19 protein-coding genes are annotated in these 22,601 nt (G+C 64.6%); 8 read left to right on the forward strand and 11 right to left on the reverse strand.

Annotation, left to right across the window (positions count from 1 at the left end; genetic code table 11):
* Window positions 1–30: 30 nt before the first annotated feature.
* Window positions 31–1,704 (forward strand): peptidoglycan DD-metalloendopeptidase family protein, encoded by a 1,674-nt coding sequence (locus DOM54_RS00790; RefSeq protein ID WP_110714530.1) that lies wholly within the window; start codon window positions 31–33, stop codon window positions 1,702–1,704.
* A gap of 324 nt (window positions 1,705–2,028) precedes the next feature.
* Complete coding sequence (locus DOM54_RS00795; protein WP_110714531.1) at window positions 2,029–3,444, forward strand: PhoH family protein; 1,416 nt, start codon at window positions 2,029–2,031, stop codon at window positions 3,442–3,444.
* 81 nt (window positions 3,445–3,525) lie between these two features.
* Here DOM54_RS00795 and DOM54_RS00800 read toward each other — a convergent pair whose 3' ends face one another.
* The 3 genes from DOM54_RS00800 to DOM54_RS00810 all read right to left on the reverse strand — a co-directional run bounded on the left by DOM54_RS00800 (window position 3,526) and on the right by DOM54_RS00810 (window position 5,176).
* Window positions 3,526–3,768 carry a hypothetical protein gene (locus tag DOM54_RS00800; protein ID WP_110714532.1) on the reverse strand — a complete coding sequence of 81 codons (243 nt, stop codon included), beginning with the start codon at window positions 3,766–3,768 and terminating at the stop codon, window positions 3,526–3,528.
* 102 nt (window positions 3,769–3,870) lie between these two features.
* Entirely contained in the window at window positions 3,871–4,500 is a 630-nt protein-coding gene (locus DOM54_RS00805) for a DUF938 domain-containing protein (RefSeq protein WP_110714533.1), read from the reverse strand.
* A 10-nt stretch (window positions 4,501–4,510) separates the two neighbouring features.
* The gene (locus DOM54_RS00810) at window positions 4,511–5,176 is read right to left on the reverse strand and encodes an alpha/beta hydrolase (RefSeq protein WP_110714534.1); all 666 of its coding nucleotides are present in this window, start codon (window positions 5,174–5,176) and stop codon (window positions 4,511–4,513) included.
* Window positions 5,177–5,363: 187 nt separating this feature from the next.
* On the opposite strand from DOM54_RS00810, the gene DOM54_RS00815 reads away from it, so the two are divergent.
* Window positions 5,364–7,043 (forward strand): LTA synthase family protein, encoded by a 1,680-nt coding sequence (locus DOM54_RS00815; protein ID WP_110714535.1) that lies wholly within the window; start codon window positions 5,364–5,366, stop codon window positions 7,041–7,043.
* On the opposite strand, the gene DOM54_RS00820 is transcribed toward DOM54_RS00815, so the two are convergent.
* The 8 genes from DOM54_RS00820 to DOM54_RS00860 form a co-directional block, all read right to left on the reverse strand.
* Window positions 7,000–8,001: a TerC family protein gene (locus tag DOM54_RS00820; RefSeq protein WP_110714536.1), complete on the reverse strand. Its 1,002-nt coding sequence runs from the start codon at window positions 7,999–8,001 to the stop codon at window positions 7,000–7,002. The genes DOM54_RS00815 and DOM54_RS00820 overlap by 44 nt on opposite strands.
* Before the next feature lie 243 nt (window positions 8,002–8,244).
* Window positions 8,245–8,562 (reverse strand): hypothetical protein, encoded by a 318-nt coding sequence (locus DOM54_RS00825; RefSeq protein ID WP_110714537.1) that lies wholly within the window; start codon window positions 8,560–8,562, stop codon window positions 8,245–8,247.
* A 115-nt stretch (window positions 8,563–8,677) separates the two neighbouring features.
* Entirely contained in the window at window positions 8,678–9,544 is an 867-nt protein-coding gene (gene purU, locus DOM54_RS00830) for a formyltetrahydrofolate deformylase (protein ID WP_110714538.1), read from the reverse strand.
* Between the two features lie 49 nt (window positions 9,545–9,593).
* Window positions 9,594–10,274 (reverse strand): sarcosine oxidase subunit gamma, encoded by a 681-nt coding sequence (locus tag DOM54_RS00835; RefSeq protein ID WP_110714539.1) that lies wholly within the window; start codon window positions 10,272–10,274, stop codon window positions 9,594–9,596.
* Window positions 10,267–13,308 (reverse strand): sarcosine oxidase subunit alpha family protein, encoded by a 3,042-nt coding sequence (locus DOM54_RS00840; protein WP_110714540.1) that lies wholly within the window; start codon window positions 13,306–13,308, stop codon window positions 10,267–10,269. The genes DOM54_RS00835 and DOM54_RS00840 overlap by 8 nt, the downstream gene beginning before the upstream one ends.
* On the reverse strand, window positions 13,305–13,694 hold the full coding sequence (locus DOM54_RS00845; RefSeq protein ID WP_106418260.1) for a sarcosine oxidase subunit delta: 390 nt from the start codon (window positions 13,692–13,694) through the stop codon (window positions 13,305–13,307). The genes DOM54_RS00840 and DOM54_RS00845 overlap by 4 nt, the downstream gene beginning before the upstream one ends.
* A 166-nt stretch (window positions 13,695–13,860) precedes the next feature.
* Window positions 13,861–15,111, reverse strand: coding sequence for a sarcosine oxidase subunit beta family protein (locus DOM54_RS00850; RefSeq protein WP_110714541.1), 1,251 nt, complete (start codon window positions 15,109–15,111; stop codon window positions 13,861–13,863).
* 233 nt (window positions 15,112–15,344) lie between these two features.
* A complete protein-coding gene (locus DOM54_RS00860) occupies window positions 15,345–16,364 on the reverse strand; it encodes a substrate-binding domain-containing protein (protein ID WP_110714543.1) in 1,020 nt (339 codons plus the stop codon).
* 153 nt (window positions 16,365–16,517) lie between these two features.
* Here DOM54_RS00860 and DOM54_RS00865 point away from each other — a divergent pair, with 153 nt between their 5' ends.
* From DOM54_RS00865 to DOM54_RS00885, 5 genes are all read left to right on the forward strand, one after another.
* Entirely contained in the window at window positions 16,518–17,504 is a 987-nt protein-coding gene (locus tag DOM54_RS00865; protein WP_110714544.1) for a substrate-binding domain-containing protein, read from the forward strand.
* A 72-nt stretch (window positions 17,505–17,576) separates the two neighbouring features.
* Window positions 17,577–19,067, forward strand: a complete 1,491-nt coding sequence (locus DOM54_RS00870; RefSeq protein WP_110714545.1) for a sugar ABC transporter ATP-binding protein — start codon at window positions 17,577–17,579, stop codon at window positions 19,065–19,067.
* Window positions 19,060–20,052, forward strand: coding sequence for an ABC transporter permease (locus DOM54_RS00875; protein ID WP_110714546.1), 993 nt, complete (start codon window positions 19,060–19,062; stop codon window positions 20,050–20,052). The genes DOM54_RS00870 and DOM54_RS00875 overlap by 8 nt, the downstream gene beginning before the upstream one ends.
* Window positions 20,049–21,032, forward strand: coding sequence for an ABC transporter permease (locus tag DOM54_RS00880; RefSeq protein WP_035471896.1), 984 nt, complete (start codon window positions 20,049–20,051; stop codon window positions 21,030–21,032). The genes DOM54_RS00875 and DOM54_RS00880 overlap by 4 nt, the downstream gene beginning before the upstream one ends.
* Before the next feature lie 11 nt (window positions 21,033–21,043).
* Window positions 21,044–22,600, forward strand: coding sequence for an FGGY-family carbohydrate kinase (locus DOM54_RS00885; RefSeq protein WP_110714547.1), 1,557 nt, complete (start codon window positions 21,044–21,046; stop codon window positions 22,598–22,600).
* The last annotated feature ends 1 nt before the right edge of the window (window position 22,601 follow it).

Genomic DNA, 22,601 nt, shown 5'->3' on the forward strand with positions numbered 1-22,601 from the left:
TCATCCTTTTTTACCCGGGCCTTCATCTTCATGTTGCGAATATTCCATTCGCTGCCCCGCACGCACAAAGTGTTATTGCTGCCGGTCGCCACCATGGTCACCGTGCTGGGTACGCAAAAGATTATCGGCGTTTTCGGTGATACCGAAGATGCACAAAAGCAGCTTCCCCTGGCAACGACGACCACGATTTCCCAGTCGATCGTCAACTCGGCGGCGCCTGAAGAGGCGGACTCCGATGCCTTCTCTCTCGGTGATCTGTCGAAAGAGATTCCCTTGGCGCAGCTCAAGCCTTTGGAGGTAATGCACCTCGATCTGGTCCCCGAAGCGCGCGCCGACGACGCCCCCCAACAGCCATCCCAGGCGATCTCCCCGATCATCAAACCGACGGTCGAACCCAGCGTCAAGAAACTGGCGGTGCAACTGCCCGTAGGCGACGCCTACTCGGCGACCGACGATGACGATGACAGCATTGGCGGCACCTCTTACGAGGATTGGTCCTTCGACAACTCTCTCGACCCATCCGGCAACACGGAATTGGGCGACGAAATCGCCGCTCGCGAGACCTACGTTCCGGAATGGCAGAGCTACACCATCCAGAATGGCGACTCCTTCGCGCTCACCGCGGAGCGGACGCTGGGCCTGGCGTACAGTGACGTCATGCAGATCCTCAATACGGTGCCGGACAAGAAGGTCCTCACGCGCTGGCGAGTCGGTCACAGTTTCGACTACAAGCTCGACGAGCATGGCCAGTTGCTGGCACTACGGGTCATGAAGGATCCCCGCGAGGGCTATCTGATCCAGCGTAACGACGAGACGGCCGACTTCGCCTACTCGCCGATCGAGAAGACCGGCGAAGCCGCCCAGCGGATGTTCAGCGGCACGGTCAACGGCTCCTTCGCACTCTCGGCTCAGTCGACGGGGCTATCCAGCGCCGAGGTGTCGGAACTCACCAGCGTGCTCTCGAAGAAGCTCGACTTTCGTCGTGACGCCCGTGCGGGCGACCAGTTCCGGGTCCTGGTCGAGTCCGACATGATCGACGGCCACTCCATGGACTCCAAGGTGCTGGCCGCCGAGTACGAAGGCCAGCGCATGAATCTGACGGTGGTCCGCAACAGTGCTGACGACCACTTCTACACCCCTGACGGCAACAGTCTCGACCCCGCGTTCGACCGTTACCCCTTCCAGGGGCACTACCGCATCAGCTCACCGTTCAACCTGCGCCGTCATCACCCGGTCACGGGTCGCATCAGCCCGCATAAAGGCACCGACTTCGCCATGCGCAGCGGCACGCCCATCGACGCCCCGGCGGATGGCATCGTCGAACGGGTGGTCAATCACCCAATCGCCGGCCGCTATATCGTGATTCGCCATGACAACGGCTACGTGACCCGTTATCTGCACCTCAGCAAGGCGCTGGTCAAGCCCGGCGAACACGTCAAGATGGGGGAAGAGATCGCGCTTTCAGGCAGCACCGGTCGTGTCACCGGCCCTCACCTGCATTACGAGGTACTGGTCAACAACCACCAGGTCGACGCCATGCGCGTGAAGCTGCCGGAGTCCCAGAGCCTCCGAGGCGATGCCCTGGCGGCCTTCAAGCGCGAATCGGAGAACCTGCTGGCGAAGCTGGATCAGAGCGGCGACAACGAACCGGCAATCGCCCAGATCTCCGTCAAGAAGAACGACGATACCGACGACAACATCTAGTCGACGTCATTGTCGTTCGAAGCCCCGCCATGGCGGGGCTTTTTTGTGGCCGCCATTCCGCAACGATCACCGGACCGAGACGGCCGCCATGGCCTGGATGAAAGCGACGACCGCTTTTTGCACCCGATGCCTCAAATTGGGGGTAGCACTTTTGATCACATCAGGCCATTCTGGTGGTGACTTCATCCGTCAGAGAGGTAAAGCCGACACAGTCTTTACAGCCAAACGAGAGTGGCACTGGCGGAGTGAATCAGGGCGACACCGTTCTGTCACCGCACTCTGTCAGGGTCGAGTAGCCTTGAACTCACAGGAGTGCTTTTGCCGATGGTGCGAATCGACAAGAAAGCGAACAGGCTCTACGTACTGGACACCAATGTCCTGATCCACGACCCAGCAGCCCTTTACCATTTCGAGGAGCACGATGTCGTCATCCCCATGACGGTGCTCGAAGAACTGGACAAACACAAGAATGGCATGCGCGAGATCGCGCGCACGGCAAGACAGATCAGCCGGACCCTCTCCGACCTCACCGCCCACGTCACACCGGAAGAAATTCAGCAAGGCATTCCCATCCCGCGCGTCACCGGTGGTCCCGCCGGCCGCCTGCGCTTTCTGTGCTATCAGGATCTGGCGCCGCTGGAGACACTGGAAAACTCCCCCGACAACCGCATCCTGGCCGAGACCTGCCGTCTGCGCGACGAAAGACCCGATGCCTCCGTCACGCTGGTGACCAAGGACATCAATCTGCGGGTCAAGGCCACCGCGCTGAACGTACCGGTCGAGGACTACCTCAACGACAAGGCGTTCGATGACCTCGATGCCATGATCGAGGGAGCCAAGGTCTACGCCGATGCCGGCCGCGACGGGCGCAGTCTATGGGAGTCGCTGGACGTCGAGGTCATGGTCGAACGGACCGATGGCCACACACTCTACCACCTGGAAGGCAGCATTCCCGAAGACTGGCACGTGGGCATGCTGGTATCGGACAGCGAAAACGGCGCCGAATTCGAGGCCATCGTGCGCAGTCATGGCCCGCGCAAGGCCAGCCTGCAACTGCTGACCAACTACCGCCATCACGGCGGCGTCTGGGGCGTACATGCCCACGACAGCCGACAGAACTTCGCCCTCAACCTGTTGATGGATCCGACCATCGACTTTCTCACCCTGGCGGGCAGTGCCGGCACCGGCAAGACCTTCATGACCCTGGCCGCCGCCCTGCAGCAGACGCTGGATGGCAAGCAGTTCGAGCGCATCGTCTTTACCCGGGCGCCGATCCCGATGGGAGAAGATATCGGCTTCCTGCCGGGCACCGAGGAAGAGAAGATGTCGCCGTGGATGGGCGCCTTCCACGACAACATGGACAACCTGCTGCGCGATGAGCGCGAGGGCTCATCGAGCTGGAACGATGGCGCGACCCGCCAGTTGATCGGCTCTCGAGTACAGATCCGCTCGCCAACCTTCATGCGTGGGCGAACGCTCAACGATACCTTCCTGATCATCGACGAGGCCCAGAACTTCACGCCCAAGCAGCTCAAGTCGCTGGTGACGCGCGCTGGACGCAATACCAAGATCGTCTGTCTGGGCAACGTGGGCCAGATCGACACCCCCTACCTGACGGCCAATACCTGCGGCATGGCAGCGGTCGTGGAACGCTTCCGCGACTGGCCCCATGCCGGCCATATCACGCTGAGAAGCGTCGAGCGCTCCCGGCTCGCCCTGGCGGCGGAGGAGCTGCTGTAGCGCGCTTGTCGCCGCTCGTCCCACCAACGCAAAACACCCCGGCCGTGGCCGGGGTGTCGTCGTCGATACACTGACGAACCGCTATCGCTCGTCGTCAGTGGACGGCTTCTTGTTGTTCATCACGTCCTCGATCAGTTGCTCGGACTCGCTACGCGGGGTCTCCGCCATGATCCGCTCGGCCTCCTCCCAGGCACAGACTTCCGTGTTGCAGGACGTGCAGTAGACCAGGTCATCGGGGGATTTGGCCTGGGAGACCTTCATCATGTGGTTGCCGCAGTTAGGGCACCCCTTGGGCATACGAAACTCTTCGGAGAAGTCTGACACGGCATCACTCCTTGTCGGCCGTTGAAGGTCTGCCTCCAGTGTAGTCGAGTTGCGGCGTATTGCGGCGACATCTCCCGCTTTCGAGCCGGACCGCCTCGGACATCAGCGCCGCCAGACGACACAGAGGTTGTTCGCCGGCAATTCGTGCACGGCGTCGCGCTTCAGGCCGTTGTACCCCGCCAGCCGCTCCACCGCTTCAAGATCGCGAATCCCCCAACTTGGGTCACGCGCCCGCAGATCGTCATCGAACGCCGCATTGCTGGGCGCAGTATGCTCGCCATGGCGCCGAAAAGGACCGTAGACGATCAGCACGCCGCCCGCGGGAAGCTGGCGCCCGGCTGCGGCGAACAGCGCCTCGCTGGCCGCCCAGGGCGAGATGTGCAGCAGGTTGATACAGACCATGGCCGCAAGATCCGGCAACACCGGCCAGCGCCCGGTGACATCCAGGCGGACCGGCGCTGCCAGGTTATCCAGCGCCTCGCTCTCCCGCCAGGCAGCGATCGAGGCCAGCGCAGTCTCGCTGGAATCCGTCGGCTGCCAGCAAAGGGGCGCCAGGTGACGGGCAAAATAGACCGCATGCTCGCCACTGCCGCTGGCGATCTCCAGTACCCGCCCTGCGCTCGGCAGCGTCGAGCGCAGTACCGCGAGAATCGGCTCGCGATTGCGCCGGGCGGCGGGGCTGGAGAGACGCCGGTCGTTGTCCCCCTGGTCCAGACTATCCATGCTGTTCATGACACCCTCGTCATTGAAATGTCGCGACCAACCAGTCGGCGATGTCGCGCGCCTGCTCGGGACACAGGCTGTGCCCCATCTCGTAGGTGCGGTAGTTGACCGGGTAACCCAGCGACTCGACCTTCCCAGCGCCCTCGCGTCCCAGAGGTTCGGGGACGACCGGATCGGCCGAGCCGTGGTGCACTTCGATGGGCAGGCGGCGGTTGGCGTCTGCCAGATCGATGCTGTCGGCGGTCGCGAAGTAGGTCGACAGCGCCAGCAACCCGGCCAGCGGTCGGGCGCAGGAAAGCGCCGCCTCGTAGGCCACCGCGCCCCCCTGCGAGAAGCCGGCGATCACGATTCGCCGGCTGTCGATCCCATCGGCAACCTGGTCCTCGACCAGCCCGTGGACGCGCTCGGCGGAGGCCCGCAGTTGCTCGACGTCGACCCGGCGGCCGAGATTCATCTCGAGGATGTCGTACCATGCCGACATCGTCATTCCCCCGTTGACCGTCACCGGCAGTTGCGGGGCATGGGGCAGCACGAAACGCACGGCCAGTGATTCCGGCAATGCCAGCGCCGGTACCAGCGGCTCGAAATCATGACCATCAGCCCCTAGCCCATGGAGCAGAATGACACAGGCATCGGCCTTTTTTCCGTTCGATGGTTCAATGATCAACTCGCGCGCAGCTGTCATGTTGGATCGTCCTCGTCGCCTGGTTGGTCCGGTTCGGGTTCGAAATTCTGACCATTCAGTTTAACGTGCCATCCGAAACCTTGCGCGCTGCGTAGGTCGATGAACCGATTCGCTTCACGCCCACCCGACGAACGCAGGTCAAAGCCATGTCGACCCCGAATCGCCCGACCCGACTCAAGGACGAGCCATGACGTTTTCTTTTCCCCAGGCGCCTCGCTGGCACCTGGTGCTGGGCCTCGCGTTGCTCAACATCCTGCTGCTGACACCGGAACTCCCGTGGGCGGGGTTTCCACCGCGACACTGGATCGCGCTCGAGGCACCGCTCATCGTCGGTCTGCTGGCTCTGCTACCCCCCTCGCGCTGGCGACGCTGGCTGTCCGGACTGGTCGTCCTGTTCGCGCTGGCGATCGTCTGCGGTGCCGCCGGCGACGCCTTGACACAGACCATGCAGGGTCGATCGCTGAATCTCTACACCGACATCAAGCTGATCCCCATCCTGATCGAGCTGATCGTCACCAATCTTGGCCTGCCGCTGGCCCTCGCAGGCTTGTCGGCCGCCGGCCTCGCCGCATTCGCCACCGGCCTCTTGCTGGCACGCCTGCTGCGCGGCTTCCACGCCCGCAATACGCCACGCGCGCTGGCGCTGCCGCTGATCCTGACCGGCGGTATCGGCCTGGCGGTCGTCAATGCCGTACCCATGGGCAACGCTCCGGCCGGGATTGACAGGCTCGGCCACCCCGCCGCCAGCTTCGTCATGTTCGAATGGCAGCGAGCCCAGGAGACACGCCAGGCGATGGCGACGTTCGGGCGCCAGTTGTACGACGACGATCACGCCTATGCGACGCCCGACGGCCAGGCGCTTCCCGGCTTGGCCAACACCGATGTCATTCTGGGCTTCATCGAGTCCTACGGCGTCGCGGCCCTCGAGCGCGAACCGTTCGAGGCCGAGCTTCGCCCACGCCTGGAGACGATAGAGCATCAACTCGCCGCCGCCGGCCTGTCGGTCGTCACCGGGCGTGTCACCGCCGCGACGCTTGGCGGCCAGTCCTGGCTCAATCACGCCACTTTCGCCAGTGGCCTGCCGGTCACGTCTCAGCTGCGGTTCGAGCTGATGATCAACAGCCCTCACTCGACCCTGATCGACGATTTCAAGGCAACCGGACACACCACCATCGCCATCATGCCTGGCATCACCCGGGATTGGCCCGAAGGGGGCCTTTACGGCTACGACGAAATCCACACCGCCGCGAGCATGGGCTATCAAGGTCCCCCGATGGGCTGGGCCAGCATGCCGGACCAGTTCACCTGGCAGCGGGTCGAGGACTATGCGCTGTCACGCCAACACGGGCCGAGCTTTACCGAACTGGCGACGTTGTCCAGCCATGCCCCGTGGTCGCCGGTCATCGACATGATCGAGGATTGGTCGAGAGTCGGCGACGGTCGGGTTTTCGATCGCTGGAAAGGCGCGGGCGACGATTATGCCTCGCTGTGGCAGGACACCGAGGCGATGCGCCGGAACTATGCTCCAGCCATCGACTACTCGCTGCAGGCAGCCACCGGCTTCGCCCGGCGCTACCTGGGCCGGAACCTGGCCGGTGGCGATCACGCCCTGATGATGGTCCTCGGCGACCACCAGGCCGCCCCGGCCATCATCGGCAGCAATCCCGGCAAGGATGTGCCGCTGCATGTGATCAGCGACGATCCGACGCTGCTACGAGGATTCCTCGATAACGGCTTCCGCCCCGGCATGTTCCCGCCCGGTCCGGAAGCCGCGATTCCCATGGCGGGAATGCGGGATCTCCTGCATCGGATCTACGGCGATGTCACTCCTGATGAGACGTCGCCGACTTCAGGTGCCGGCTCTTGATCAGGCTGGCGACGGTGGTGACGACCAAGGTGCCGAGAATGATCGACATGGAGAGCCAGATCGGGATTTCCGGCACCAGATGCAGCGGCTGGCCGCCGTTGATGAACGGCAGGCTGTTGGTATGCATCGCCTCGATGATCAGCTTGACCCCGATGAAGGCCAGAATGAACGACAGCCCCAGGCTGAGATAGACCAGCCGGGTCAGCAGGCCGCCGAGCAGGAAATAGAGCTGGAGCAGGCCCAGCAGGGCAAAGGCGTTGGTGGTAAAGACGATATAGGGCTCCTTGGTCAGCCCATAGATCGCCGGAATCGAGTCCAGTGCGAACAGCACATCGGTCATCCCCAGCGCCACCACCACCATGAACAGCGGGGTCACCAGACGCTTGCCGTTCCTGACCGTCAACAGGCGATCGCGGTCGAACTCGTCGGTGGCCGGTAGACGCTGCTGGATCCAGCGCACGATGGCATTGGGTTTGTACTCCTCGTTCTCGTCATGACCGCCCGCGCCCTCACGCACCAGTTGAATCGCCGTGTAGAGCAGGAAAAAGCCGAAGAGATAGAAAACCCAACTGAACTGCGCAATGGCAGCGGCACCGACCGCGATGAAGATGCCGCGCAGGATCAGCGCGATCACGATACCGATCAACAGCGCCTTCTGCTGGTAGGCACGCGGTACCGCGAACTTGGCCATGATGATAAGGAAGACGAACAGGTTGTCGACCGACAGGCTCTTCTCGGTGATGAAACCCGCAAAATACTCGGCGCCATGCTGCGCGCCCCAGACCCACCACAGACCGCCCCCGAAGAGTATCGCCAGCGCGATGAAGAAAACCGACCACCAGGCCGCTTCCTTGAAGGTGGGATCGTGAGGCTTACGCACGTGGGCGTAGAAATCGAAAATGAAGAGTGCGGCGATGCCGGCGACAGTCGCCAGCCAGACCCAGACGGGTACGTGCATAGAGGAACCTCCGGTAGACGGTGAACGTCACCGAAAGTCTCTCCCGCTGCCCGCGGCCCCGTAAGCGGCCGTGGCAACCGATGATTCCGGGGCAATGTGGCCCGTGCTGACGAAATCATCGACCGGCGGCGCCTGACGCGCCAGCGGCGGAATACTCCCCTTCCGTGCTGAGCGCATTGTGTCTGCAAGTGGCGGACGACACAAGCCCGCCGACGCCGATTCCTGTCGAAGGCCGCGTCTAGCTCAAGGGGCAGACGCAGTACTGTCCGACGAGCGTTCGTGCTGGAGCGTTCCCTCCATCAGTTCCGCCCGTGATGCCGCGTTGCCGGGATCGCCGTCGTCCACGTCGTCACCGGATCGACGCTCTTCGCTGCTCATCTCGTACTGCGCGGAGGCGCCCTGGTTTTGCCCCTCATGGGTGTCGGCTTGCATTTCCGGATTCCGATGGGCGTCATCGGATGGCGGCGAATCGCCGGATTGCGCCATGGCGACGCCGGTCAATCCCACACCACCAACGACACACAGGATGGCGAGCCGACCAGCCAGTGAAGATAGCCGCATGACTGACTCCTTACGTCGAATGACCCCGCTCTCGGGAGAGAGCGGGGAAGCTTCCCGCTTCCTCGCGCCTATCGGTATAGAAGGTATCGCGCGACACGGCAAACGGGAGGCCGGATCATCCCGTCAATACCACGGTTCTTCCGGCGTGCAGGAAGACGCGCTTCTGCAGATGGTAGCGCACCGCCCGCGCCAGGGTCAGGCACTCGATGTCCCGCCCGCGCGCCACCAGGTCTTCCGGGTAGTGGGCGTGGTCGACCGCCTCGACGCCCTGGGCGATGATCGGCCCCTCATCGAGATCGTCGTTGATGTAGTGGGCGGTGGCGCCAACCAGCTTCACGCCCTTCTCGTAGGCCTGGTGATAGGGCTTGGCACCCTTGAAACCGGGCAGCAGCGAGTGGTGGATATTGATCGCGCGACCGGCGAAGTGGTGGCACAGCTCAGGCGACAGCACCTGCATGTAGCGCGCCAGGATCACCAGCTCGGCCCCGCTCTCCTCGACTACCCGGCGCACCTCGGCCTCCTGCTCCGCCTTGGTCTCCGGGGTGATCGGCAGATGGTGATAGGGCAGCCCGTGCCACGCCGCCAACGGCTCCAGATCCGGATGGTTGGAGACGATGGCACGCACATCGATCGCCAGTTGCCCGGTCCGATAGCGATAGAGCAGATCGTTGAGGCAGTGGTCGGTCTTGGAGACCATGATCACCACCGGCAGACGATAGTCCGGCGGGGTCAGCTCGAAATGCATGTCGAACGCCGACGCCCGCGCCGTGAACTGCTCGCGGAAGTCGTCGCCATTGAAATCGGCCTGCTCCGGCAGAAAGGCCGCACGGATGAAGAACTGCCCGCCGCGGTAGTCGTCGAAGGAGTGCAGCTCGGTGATATAGCAGCCCTGCTCCTTGAGGAAGCGGGTCACCACGTCCACCGTGCCCAGCCGACTGGGGCACTGGGCGGACAGAATCCAGCTGTTGTTTTCAGAGTGCATGTTGGCTCCAGCCAGGCCTGGCCCCCGCCATGACGGGGGCTCTCGATGATCAGGGCGACGCGGATTCCACGCGCAGCCCGTACTCGCGCCCGGCATCCCGCAGCCAGCGCACGCAGTAGTCGGCAAAGCTGCGCCGCACCACCAGCTCGAAGCGCTCTTCGCTGGGACGCCGCAGCACCACGCTGGTCTTGGCGAAGACGGTGCCTACCGCCTTGCCCACCGGCAGCCCATGCTCGTGCACGTCGTAGGTGACCGACTTCATCAGCAGCTCGCGCGCCTTCTCGCCGGAGAGTTCCAGCAAAGTCTGGCCGCCGCCGACGTTGACGATGGCGAAGTGGGCATCCCCCAGCCGCGCTCGCAGCCGATTCTCCAACTCGAACTCCTCGCCGGCGGGGACGATCACCAGCCACTCGTCCGGCGAGACCCACTGCACCGAACGACTGCCCTCGGCGTCGAGCACCAGCCCCAGCGGCTTGCCCGGCAGGCTCACGCCGAGTTCGGCGCGCACCGCCTCGTCGAGGGTGATGGCGCCGCCGCGCAGCACCAGATGGCCGAGGAATGGCCGTTCGACCACCCTGATCTGCTCGGCCGCGCCACCTTCCTCGGTGACGCGCCCCTGTACTCGGCTCCACTGCAGCGGCGACTCGGGGGTGACGCCGGCGTCGGCGCCCGGATGCGTATCGAAAGTGGCGGCGTTGCCGACACTCGCTTCGGAACGGGCTTCAGACATTCTGGCGCTCTCCCTTGGGATCGATGAAGACGGTACTCACCACTTCGGCCTGGTGGACACTGCCGTCGGACATCGGCAGATAGACGGTCTCGCCCATCCGGTTGCGTCCGCCCTTGAGCACCGCCAGCGCGAAGCCGCTCTCCAGTACCGGGCTGTAATAGCTCGAGGTGACGTGACCCATCATGGTCATGGGAATCTTCTGCTCGGGGTCGAGCACGATCTGCGCCCCCTCCTCGAGGACCACCTTGGGGTCCTTGGGCTTGAGCCCCACCAGCTGCTTGCGATCCTCGCGGGCGGTGTCCGGACGCGTCAGCGCGCGCTGGCCGATCCACGAAAACGGCTTGTCGTAACCCACCGCCCAGTGCATGCCGAGATCCTCCGGGGTCACCGAGCCGTCGGTGTCCTGACCGGCGATGATCAGCCCCTTCTCGGCACGCAGCACGTGCATGGTCTCGGTGCCGTAGGGCGTGAGGTCGTACTTCTCGCCGTGGGCGAACAGCGCCTTCCACACGTGCATGGCGTAGTTGGCCTGGACGTTGATCTCGAACGCCAGCTCGCCGGTGAAGGAGATACGGAACACCCGCGCCGGGACACCGGCGACCTTGCCCTCCTTCCAGTCCATGAACTTGAACTGCTCACGGTCGAGGTCGATATCGGTCACTTCCGACATCAGCTTGCGCGCGTCCGGACCGGTCACGGTCATGGTCGCCCAGTGATCGGTGACCGAGTTGAAGTAGACCTGCAGCTCCGGCCACTCGGTCTGGTGCCACAGTTCCAGCCACTCCAGCACGCCGGCGGCGCCGCCGGTGGTGGTGGTCATCAGGAAGTGGTTTTCAGCCAGGCAACTGGTGGTACCGTCGTCCATCAGCATGCCATCGTCTTTGCACATCAGGCCGTAGCGCACGCGCCCCGGTGCCAGCTTGGCCCACTTGTTGGTGTAGACCCGACCCAGGAACTCGCGCGCATCCGGCCCCTGGATGTCGATCTTGCCCAGGGTCGAGGCATCGAGAATACCCACACCGCGGCGCACCGCGAGGCACTCGCGTGCCACCGCCTCGTGCATCGTCTCCAGCTTGCCGTTGACCCGGCGCGGGAAGTACCAGGGGCGCTTCCACTGGCCGACATCCTCGAACTCGGCGCCATTCTCCACGTGCCACTGGTGCAGCGCGGTATAGCGCTCGGGATCGAACAGATCGCGGCAGTGGCGGCCGACGATGGCGCCGAAGCTGACCGGGGTATAGTTGGGACGGAAGACCGTGGTCCCCACCTCGGGAATCGAGCGATTGAGGCAGCGCGCGGCGATCGCCATGCCGTTGATGTTGCCCAGCTTGCCCTGGTCGGTGCCGAAGCCCAGCGCAGTGTAGCGCTTGACGTGCTCGATCGACTCGAAGCCCTCGCGAGTCGCCAGCTCGACGGCGGCCGCGGTGACGTCGTTCTGCAGATCGACGAACTGCTTGGGCGCGCGCAGCGGCGGCTTTTCATGGGGGATCTGGTAGAGCGCGCTGGTCGGCGACTCCTGGCGCACTGCGACCTCGGGCACCGCGATCGCCGCAGCCTCCTCGAAGCCCGCCGCACGCGCCGCCTCGGCTCCCACATCGGCGCCGTCGGTGAGCGTCTCGCCGAGGGCGTAGACCCCATGAACGCCGCCGGCAAAGTGCATACCCTTGACCTCGCCGGGCACGAAGCCGAGCAGGTCATCGCGCCACTGCGGGCGCTTGCCGGTGTGCGAGGCCAGGTGGACCACCGGGCTGTAGCCGCCGGAGCTGGCGATGGTATCGCACTCGAGCGTCTCGACCTTGCCGGTCACCACGAAGCGTTCGGTATCGATCGCCACCACCTTGGCACCGCTGACGCGCTGGCTGCCGGTGGCCTCCATCACGGCACTGCCGGTGATGACGCGGATACCGGCGTCGCGGGCCTGCTTGACCAGATCGCCGTCCGGCTTGGCCCGCGAGTCGACCACCGCGACCACCTCGCGGCCGGCCTCTTGCCAGTCCAGCGCCGCGCGGTAGGCGTGGTCGTTGTTGGTAGAGAGCACCAGACGCTGCCCCGGCACCACGCCATAGCGGCGGATATAGACGGAGACCGCCCCCGCCACCAGGTTGCCGGGCACATCGTTGTTGGCGTAGACCAGCGGGCGCTCGTGGCTGCCACTGGCCAGCACCACGCGGCCGGCACGCACCCGATGCAGCCGTGCACGCACTTCACCTTCGCGACCGGCGCCCGCGGCGGTATCGGCGAGGTGCTCGGTGCGCCGCTCGTGCAGGGTGACGAAGTTGTGGTCGTGATAGCCGTTGGCGGTGGTGCGCGGCAGCAGCGTGACGTTGGCCAGGCCACCGAGTTCGGCGACCGCCTGCTCGGCCCAGGCGCTGGCCGGCTCGCCGTCGATCGATTCACGGCTGTCGAGCAGCGAACCGCCCATCTCTTCCTGCTCGTCGCACAGGATCACCCGCGCGCCGGCGCGGGCGGCGGAGAGCGCGGCGGCAAGCCCTGCGGGGCCGGCACCGATCACCAGCACGTCACAGTGCTGATTGAAATGGTCGTAGATGTCCGGGTCGGCTTCGGTGGGCGCGCGACCAAGGCCGGCGCCCTTGCGGATGAACTTCTCGTAGGTCATCCACATCGAGGCCGGGGCCATGAACGTCTTGTAGTAGAAACCCGGCGGCATGAAGCTGCCCCCCAGCTTGCCGACCCAGCTCATGACGTCACGCTGCACGTTCGGCCAGCCGTTGGTACCGCGTGCCACCAGACCGTCATACAGCGCCTGCTGGGTGGCGCGCACGTTGGGGACCTGGGCGGCTTCGGTGGCGCCGAGCTGGACGATGGCGTTGGGCTCTTCGGGCCCGGCGGCGGTGATCCCGCGCGGACGCGAATACTTGAAGCTGCGGTTGACGATATCCACGCCGTTGGCCAGCAGCGCGGAGGCCAGGGTGTCCCCGGCGAAGCCGGTGTATTGCTGACCGTTGAAGGTGAACGACAGCCGCCGCGAGCGATCGATGCGCCCGCCCTGATTGAGACGGTTGGACTGGGTCATGACGGCGTCTCCTCGTTGAGCCGGCTGTTCTCGGGCTGTGCGCCCACGGTCTGCCAGCCGCCGTCGGCGGTCTGCACGCCCTGCTCGCGGCGCACCTCGGCGTTGGCGGCGGTGATGCTCGGCTGCTCGCCCATGCGATAGGTCTCGAGAATCTCGTAGGTCGCGGTGTCGCGGGTGATATTGAAGAACTTGCGACAGCCCAGGCGGTGCACCCACATCTCGTGGTGGATACCGCGCGGGTTGTCACGGAAGAACAGGTAATCGCCCCACTCCTCGTCGCTCACGCTGGCGGGATCGGCCGGCCGGACGAGGTGTGCCTGACCGCTGGGATGAAACTCCTCTTCCTCGCGATACTCCTGGCAGTAGGGACAGAAGATATGAAACATGTTGTTTACTCCGATTTGGACTTGTTACGAGCAGTCCCTGTACAAATTGCCGAGCGAGATGAAGCGCAAGGCACACGGCACGCAGGACAAGAGACATAACGCGGGATTAGGCGAATGTCCGAGTACCGCGTAACGCAGCGATTCGCTCGCGCAGGCATTTGTACCCTCAGTGCGCCACGCCGGCGGCGCCATGCTCATCGATCAAGGCGCCGGTATTGAACCGATCGATGGAGAACGGCGCCGCGATGGGGTGCATTTCCCCTTTAGCCAGACTGGCTGCAAAAACGTGTCCGGAGCCGGGGGTGGCCTTGAAGCCACCGGTGCCCCAGCCGCAGTTGAAATAGAGTCCCTTGACCTTGGTCTTGGACAGGATCGGGCAGGCGTCGGGGCAGGTATCGACGATGCCGCCCCACTGCCGGTTCATGCGCACCCGCGAGAACATCGGGAACATCTCGACGATCGCCTGCAGGGTGTGCTCGATGGTGGGGAAGCTGCCGCGCTGGCCGTAACCCAGGTAGCCGTCGATCCCCGCGCCGATCACCAGGTCGCCCTTGTCTGACTGGCTGACGTAGCCGTGCACGTGGTTGGACATGGTGACGGTGTTGAGAATCGGCTTGAGCGGCTCGGAGACCAGCGCCTGCAGCGGGTGCGACTCCAGCGGCAGCTTGAGCCCGGCCATCTTCGCCAGCACGCCGGAGTTGCCCGCGGCCACGCAGCCCACCGTATGCGCTTCGATGTCGCCGCGGTTGGTGTGCACGCCGTAGACCTGACCATCACGGATCTTGAAGCCGGTCACCTCGGTGTTCTGCAACAGATCGACGCCCAGCGCGTCGGCGCCACGGGCGAAGCCCCAGGCCACCGCGTCGTGACGCGCGACCCCGGCACTCTTCTGCCACGAGGCGCCCATGATCGGGTAACGCGCGCTCTTGGAGATATCCAGCGCCGGCTCGATCTCCTTGATCTGCTCGGGGGTCACCACCTCGCTGTCGATGCCGTTGAGACGGTTGGCATTGACCCGGCGCTGCACGTCACGCATGTCCTGCAGGGTGTGCGCCAGGTTGAGCACGCCGCGCTGCGAGAACATCACGTTGTAGTTGAGATCCTGGGACAGCCCCTTCCACAGATCGAGGGAGTGGTTGTAGAGCTGTGCCGCCTCGTCCCACAGATAGTTGGAGCGCACGATGGTGGTGTTGCGCGCGGTATTGCCGCCACCCAGCCAGCCCTTCTCGATCACCGCCACATTGGTGACGCCGAACTCCTTGGCGAGGTAGTAGGCCGTCGCCAGACCGTGGCCGCCACCGCCGACGATGATCACGTCGTAGCGCTTCTTGGGTGCAGGGTTGCGCCAATGGCGCTGCCAGTTCTCGTGATGACTGAGCGCGTGCTTGACCAGGCTGAAACCGGAATAACGTTGCATGGGGACCCTCTCTACGTCGCTCGTCGCCGTGGCGACACGCGGTCGGCGTGCGGTGATTTTCCGCGATGGTATCGTCCACCTGGGGGGGCATGATGCGCTGCGACGTCACGATCGGGCGTGTTTGCGACATGACATTGCGATTCGCGACAGAGCCCTGCCCCTCTCGCTCGAGAGCACACGACCGAACGACGTGACGTAAAGAGAAGAGATCGCGGCTATCCGGCGACTCGGACTCACATCGGGTCGCCGACGATCTCCGGCATGACCTCCAGCCGCCTCGCCGGATCCTCGGGCGGGACGTCGATCCAGTCGAAGAGGCGCGCGATCATCGTGGGAACGTCCTGGCGCATCATGATCAGGCGCGGATGGAAGGCTGCCGCCAGTGGGTCCCAGTCGAAGCAGCCCATGATGATGTCGTTCACGTCATGTCCCCCCAGGCGCAGCCAGCGGACGATACCTTCCAGCGAGATCGTGGAATTGACGAACATCGCGGCGGGCAACCGGCCCTCACGATCGACGTAAGCCTCTAGCGCTGCCTGGGCCTTCTCGGCGGCATAATCACAGGTGACGATATCCGTGGGCGCTGTGGCCAGACCGCGCTTCTCACGGGCCTGGCGGAAGCCTTCGATACGTTCCCGGGTGTTGTGATCCTCGGCTCGCCCCCCGATGAACAGCACGCGCGCCGCGTCGGCTCGCCGCGCTTCGAGCCGGTCGAGCAGCGCATCCGTCAGCCGGCGCGCACCCTCGCGATTGGCGGAGATGACCGACGGCGCGGCCGTGCCGGGCAGATCGAGGTTGAGGCTGGCGATCCCCGCGGCACTGCACATTTCTGCGATGGCGTCCGGGTCCGTTGCCCCGGTACAGATCAGATGCTCGACGCGGTAGGCCAGCATCATCCTGGCTGCCTCGCGCTCCTGCGCCGGGTCGCGATTGGTGCAGGAAACGATGGTGAAAATGCCTCGCCTGCGCGCCTCCGCTTCGAATACCTGGGCAATCGAACTGAAATAGCGGTTGTCGTAGAGCGGCAGAATCATGCCAAGAATGCCGGAACGATCGCGGCGCAGCGCCCGCGCCTGCATGTTGGTCGAGTATCCTTCGCGCTCGGCCAGCTCGAGGATTCGCTTGGCCAGCTTGCGGCTGATCCGGCGGCGCTGCCACGTACCGTTCAAGACGGCGCTGACGGTACTCGGCGAGGAGTTCGCCAGCTTGGCGAGATCGTAGATCGTCAGCTTTCTGGATGACTCGCTCGACACTTGGGCCCTCCCCTTCGGTAGATCAAAAGTCGCATTGACCTGGACGATGCAGAAACGAATAGTTGCACAACCGATTGCGCATTCATAAGCGACTTTGGTCAAGACCGCTCGACCCGGCTGCGCTATCGGACCACCAACGACGGGGAACCGATCATGAAACGCAACTTCTATCTCGCCGCGACCGTTATCGCGGGCGTCATCGGCAGCGCCGGCATGGCGCAGGCTCAGGACAAACCCACCATCGCGGTCGTGGCCAAGGTCGGCGGGATTCCCTGGTTCAACGCCATGGAGCAAGGCATCGAGGAGATGGGCGACGAGCTCGGCGTCGATGCCTACATGATCGGCCCCACCAGCGCCGACCCTGCGCTGCAGGTGCGTGCGGTGGAGGATCTCATCGCTCGCGGCGTGGATGTCATCGGTGTGGTCCCCAATGATCGCGAAGTGCTGGAGCCGGTACTCAAGAAGGCCCGCGACCAGGGCATCATCGTCCTCACGCATGAAAGTCCCGACTCCGAGAACATCGACTACGACTTCGAGATGATTTCTGCCCAGCAACTGGGTGAAGAGCACGCCCAGCTGCTGGCCGATACCACCGGCTGCGAAGGTTCCTATGCCGTCTATGTCGGCGGACTCAACGTGCCAGCCCACAACGCTTGGGCCGATGCCGCCGTACATTGGCTCGACCAGCACTGCCCGGACATGAAGCAGGCCGCCGATCGCTTCGGTGTCGCCGAAAGCGTCGACGACAGCCGCAACACCACCCTGGACCTGATCCGCGCCCATCCGGACCTGGCCGGCATCATGTCGTTCGGTAGCCAGGGCACCATCGGTGCCGCTCGAGCCGTCAAGGAGCGAGGCTTGGCCGGGGACATCAAGGTCATGGGCCTGTTCTCCCCCGGCCAGGGGCGCCGCCTGGTCCACGAGGGCGTCATAACCGGCGGTTTCCAGTGGAGCCCGCTGGAGGCCGGCAAGGCCTTCGTCGCACTCGGCGACAGACTCTACGAAGGTGGCGAGATCGCCGATGGTGACGACCTGCCGGTACTGGGCAAGGTTCGCCTCGACGGTCATACCCTGTTCGCCTCCAAGCCGCTGGAGCTGAACGAGCAGACGGTCGACCAACTGGCCGAACTCGGCCTTTGAAGCGCTTCGACCGCCATCGCCGCGCGGGATTCGCGCGGCCTTCCTTCATCTTGCCTTCCGGGAGAGACAGCGATGGATGACATCGCACTACGGGCGGAGCGTGTCAGCAAGGTATTCGGCCAGAGCCGGGTACTCGATGACGTTTCCTTCGAGCTTCGTCGTGGCGAGGTGCTCTGTCTCGCCGGCGAGAACGGCTGCGGCAAGAGCACGCTGATCAAGATACTCAACGGCGTCTATACACCGGAAGCGGGGGCGACCTTCTCGTTCGGCAATGCCGACGCCGTGAGCCGCATCACCCCTCACGACGCCCGCGCACTCGGGATCCATGTCATCTGGCAGGACCTGGCCCTGTTCCCGCACCTGAGCGTTGCCGAGAACATCGTCTTCGACGATTACGTGGCCAGCCCTTTTCGGCCGCTCTCGCGTCGAGCCGCCCGCCACCAGGCGCGCGAGGTGATCGAGCGACTCGGGGTTCCCCTTGACCCCGATACCCGGGTCGAGGATCTCTCCATCGCGCGGCGTCAGTTGGTGGCGATCTGCCGCGTCCTGCGCGCCGGTGCTCGAATCGTGTTCATGGACGAGCCCACGGCCTCGCTGACCCGCAACGAAGTGCAGACCTTGCTGGAAATCACCCGCTCGCTCTCGGCGCAGGGAATCTCCATCGTCTTCGTCAGTCATCGCCTGTCGGAGGTGCTGGCGGTCTGTCAGCGGGTGACCGTGCTGCGCAATGGCACGCTGGTCGGGACCTATTCCACCGAGGGCATGACCCAGACACGACTGTCGCAATTGATGACCGGTCGCGAGCTGACACTTACCCCGCGTCAAGCCGCCTGCACGGGCGAACCGGTGCTCGAACTGCGCAATCTGAGTCGCACCGGCGAGTTCGAGGAGGTTTCCCTGACGCTGCATCGCGGCGAGATACTGGGCCTCACCGGGCTGCTGGGCGCAGGACGCACCGAGCTCGCCCACGTTCTGTTCGGCATGAATCGTCCCACCGGCGGCGAGTTGCTCAAGAACGGCAAGCCGCTGACGCTGCGCTCCAACCGGGACGCGATCCGCAACGGCATCGCCTACGTCTCCGAGGACCGCCTGCATCTGGGACTGGTCCAGAACCAGTCGATCAACATGAATACCGCCGTGACGGTACTGGACGAACTGGAAAAGCCAAGGGGCTTTCTCTCCCCGCGACGTCTGCGCGAGCTGACCGCCAGGTGGATCCAGCGTCTCGGCACCAAGGTCAGCGACGCCGAACTCGCGGTCTCTTCCCTCTCGGGGGGCAACCAGCAGCGGATCGTGCTGGCCAAGTGGCTGGCGACCCAACCCGATGTACTGATTCTCGACTGTCCCACGGTGGGCGTCGATGTCGGCGCCAAGGCGGGCATCTTCGAGATCATTCGCCAGTTGGCCGACGAGGGCATGTCGATCATTCTCATCTCGGACGAGGCGGGCGAAATCTGGATGAATTCGGACCGCGTCGTGGTCCTCAAGGCGGGCCGAATCAGCCGCGAGCTCACGCCGAACGCCACTACCGAGGCATCGCTCGAGGAGATCATCAATGCGTAGACTGCACCTCGGTACCGAGGGCGTGCTGGCGGCGATCATCGTCGCGCTCTGTCTCGTCCTGGGTGTGACCACGGATACCTTTCTGACGACACAGAACCTGTTCGACCTGCTCAACAACCAATCCGTGAACATGATCTTCGCCGTCGGGCTGGTGGTGGTGCTCATCGCCGGCGGCATCGACATCTCGTTCGCGGTGGCGGCTTCGGTGGTGCAGTACGTGGTCATGACGCTACTGATGGATCACATGGGCGGCGGCAACTGGTGGTTCGGCATCCTCCTGTCAATGGCCGTGGGCAGTCTGCTCGGCCTGGTCAACGCCTTTTTGATTCACCGTTTCCGGATTGTCTCGATCATCGTCACCATCGGCACCTTCAACCTCTACTTCGGCCTGCTGATGGTCTTTACCGGTGGCGTGTCGATCTACGACGTGCCCGACTGGCTCTACTATTCGGTTCCACTGATCGACCTACCCGCCTCACGGGGCAGCGCGACGCTCTATCTCCCCGTCGCGGTGATGGTGGTGATGAGCCTTGCCACCGGATTCATCCTCACCCGGACCGGTTTCGGCCGTGCCATCTACGGCTTCGGCTCGAGCCCGGAAGCGGCCCGACGCTCGGGCGTGCGAGTCGGCGTGATCCACGCCTTCGCCTACGGCTGGCTGGGTCTGTGCGCCGGTGTCGCCGGGCTGATGCAGGCCCACATCGTGCAGGAGGTGGTTCCCAACGCGCTGATCGGCCAGGAGCTACCGATTCTCGCAGCCGTGGTCCTCGGTGGCGCGACGCTCGGCGGCGGCCGCGGCTCGGTGACCGGGGCGCTGCTCGGCGTGCTGCTGCTGGCCGTGGTGCAGAACGGGCTCAACCTGCTAGGCGTGACTCCCTACGCCTTCCGCATGATCGTCGGTTTCATCATTCTCGTCGCGATCACCTGCAGCAATCTCGACAAGCTGCTGCCGCGTCGCGCGATTCCCAAGGAGGCACGCCAATGAGCGCCGTATCCGCCCTCCGCCGTACCTTTCGCCCCGGCGCCGAGTCACTCGAAATCGGCATCATGGCGCTGCTACTGGTCGTCAGCTTCGCGTTCTTCGCCTTGATGGCTCCCGGGTTCTTGAGCGCGGTCAATGTGCGCTCGATGGCCGTGCAGCTCCCGGAACTCGGCCTGCTCTCGCTGGCCATGCTGGTGCCGATCATCTCCGGCGGTCTCAATCTGGCGGTGACCTTCACCGCCAACATCGCAGGGCTGACCACCGCCTGGCTGGTACAGAACGCGCTCGGCGATGCTGGCGTGATCGGCATCATCGCAGGTATCGGCGCCGGGCTCGCCGTCGGCAGTGCAGCCGGCTTGCTGATCGGCGTCATCGTGGCAAGGGTCGGTGCCCACCCGATTCTGGTCTCGCTGGGGGCGATGATATTCCTCCAGGGGCTGGGGGAATTCCTGACTCGCGGCGGCGGCATCTCCGGCATGCCGGCAGGCTTTCAGTGGCTCGGCAGCGGCAGTTTGATCGGCATCCCCGTCCCGATGCTGATCTTTTTGCTCTCCGCCGGCGGGCTCGCCTACTTCATGCAGTTCACCCGTACCGGATTCTCGATCCACATGATCGGCTCCAACCTGCGAGCCACCGAATACTCGGGAATCGACGTGCGCCGCGTGCTGATCGTGCTCTACACGCTCTCCGGGTTGCTGGCCGCGATCGCCGGCATGGTGATGCTGGCACGGTTCAATTCTGTCCGCGTGGGCCATGGCGAGAGCTATCTGCTGATCACGGTGCTGGCCTGTTTCCTCGCCGGCGCCAATCCGTTCGGCGGCTTCGGGCGCGTGCTACCACTGGTGCTGGGGTTGATGAGTCTTCAGGTGATCGCCTCGGGCATGAACCTGATGGGCGCCAGCCAGCATCTCGCCACCGCCGTCTGGGGCGCGTTTCTGATCGTTGTGATGACGCTGCGCATGCCCTTTCTCAAACGCTCATGAACAGGCCAATCATGTCCCATATCGTTTATTCACTGGGCGTCGACATCGGCACCGGCAGCGCCCGCGTCGGGGTCTTCGATGATCGCGGCGAACTGCGGGGCGAAGCTAAGGCACCGATCGCCATTCATCGCCCTCTCGAGCATCATGTCGAGCAAAGCACCACCGATATCTGGCGAGCCGTCTGCGACGCCACCCGTCGCGCGGTCAATCAGGCCGACATCGAGCCGGCCCAGGTCAAGGGCATGTCGGTCAGCGCGACCTGTTCGCTGGCGCTGCTCGACCGCCAGCATGAGCCGTTGGCGCTATCGCCTGGCGACGAGCCCTGGAACATCATCGTCTGGATGGACCATCGGGCGACGGCCGAGGCGTCGGTCTGTACCGCGACCCAGGCTGCACCACTGGCCAATCTCGGCGGGGTGATGTCGCCGGAGATGCAGATGCCCAAGCTGATGTGGCTCAAGCGCAACCGACCGGAACTCTACGACAGCATCGGTTATGCCGGTGACCTGGGCGACTGGCTGGGCTATCACTGCACCGGCATCGATCGCCGTTCGGTCTGCATGCTGGCCTGCAAATGGACCTTCGATCCGCGGCCGAACCGCGGTTGGGACCGGGAATTCCTCGCCCAGATCGACATGACGGACGTACTCGAACGCTTGTCGTTGCCCGATCGCGCCGCCGCCGTGGGCGAGCCGCTGGGGCGATTGAGCGAGAGGGCCGCGGCCGAGCTCGGACTCACCACCGACTGTCTTTTTGCCGTGGGCATGATCGACGCCTACGCCGGCGCCATGGGAACGCTGGGGCGCAGCCTCGACGCGCACTCGGCGCATCGGCTGGCGGTGATTGCCGGTACCTCGACCTGTCATATCGGTGCACAGCCGGAACGGCGCGAAGTCCCCGGCGTGTGGGGCCCCTATCCGGGCGCCCTGTGCGATGGATTCGTCGCCAACGAAGGCGGCCAGAGCCTGACCGGCGCCCTGCTGGACCATATCGTCGACCTGTTCAGCGCGGGTGGCGAGTTTGGCGACGATCCCCACGGGGCTCTCTCGGAACTGCTCCTGGAGCGGCTGGCAACAGGCGATCCGGCACCGGACCTGCACGTTCGCCCGGACTTCATCGGCAATCGTTCACCGCTGGCTGACCCCGACATTCGGGGCGCCATCGTCGGCCTCACGCTGGAATCCCCAAAGGAGACCCTCATCAAGGTGTACTGGGCCGCGGCGACGGCGCTGGTCTACGGAACGCGGGCGATCATCGAGCGCATGAACGCCAATGGTTATGCCATCGACACGCTCCACCTCAGCGGCGGCCACAACCGCTCCCCCCTGCTGCGCAAGCTCTACGCCGATGGCACCGGCTGCCGCGTGGTGCTGTCAGACGCCCCTGAGCCCGTGCTGCTGGGGGCCGCCGTGGCCGCCATGGCACCGTGGCGCGATAGCGATCTGCTGGCCGTAGCCCGCGCACTCGCGCCTGGCGAGGACGTACTCGAGCCCGATACGGCAGCGCGTGACATGCACGAGAAGCGCTATGCCGCGTTTCGCGAGCTGTTCGATGGGCGCCTGGACTGAG

It is taken from the genome of Salinicola acroporae (assembly GCF_003206615.1).
GTDB classification, from domain to species: domain Bacteria; phylum Pseudomonadota; class Gammaproteobacteria; order Pseudomonadales; family Halomonadaceae; genus Salinicola; species Salinicola acroporae.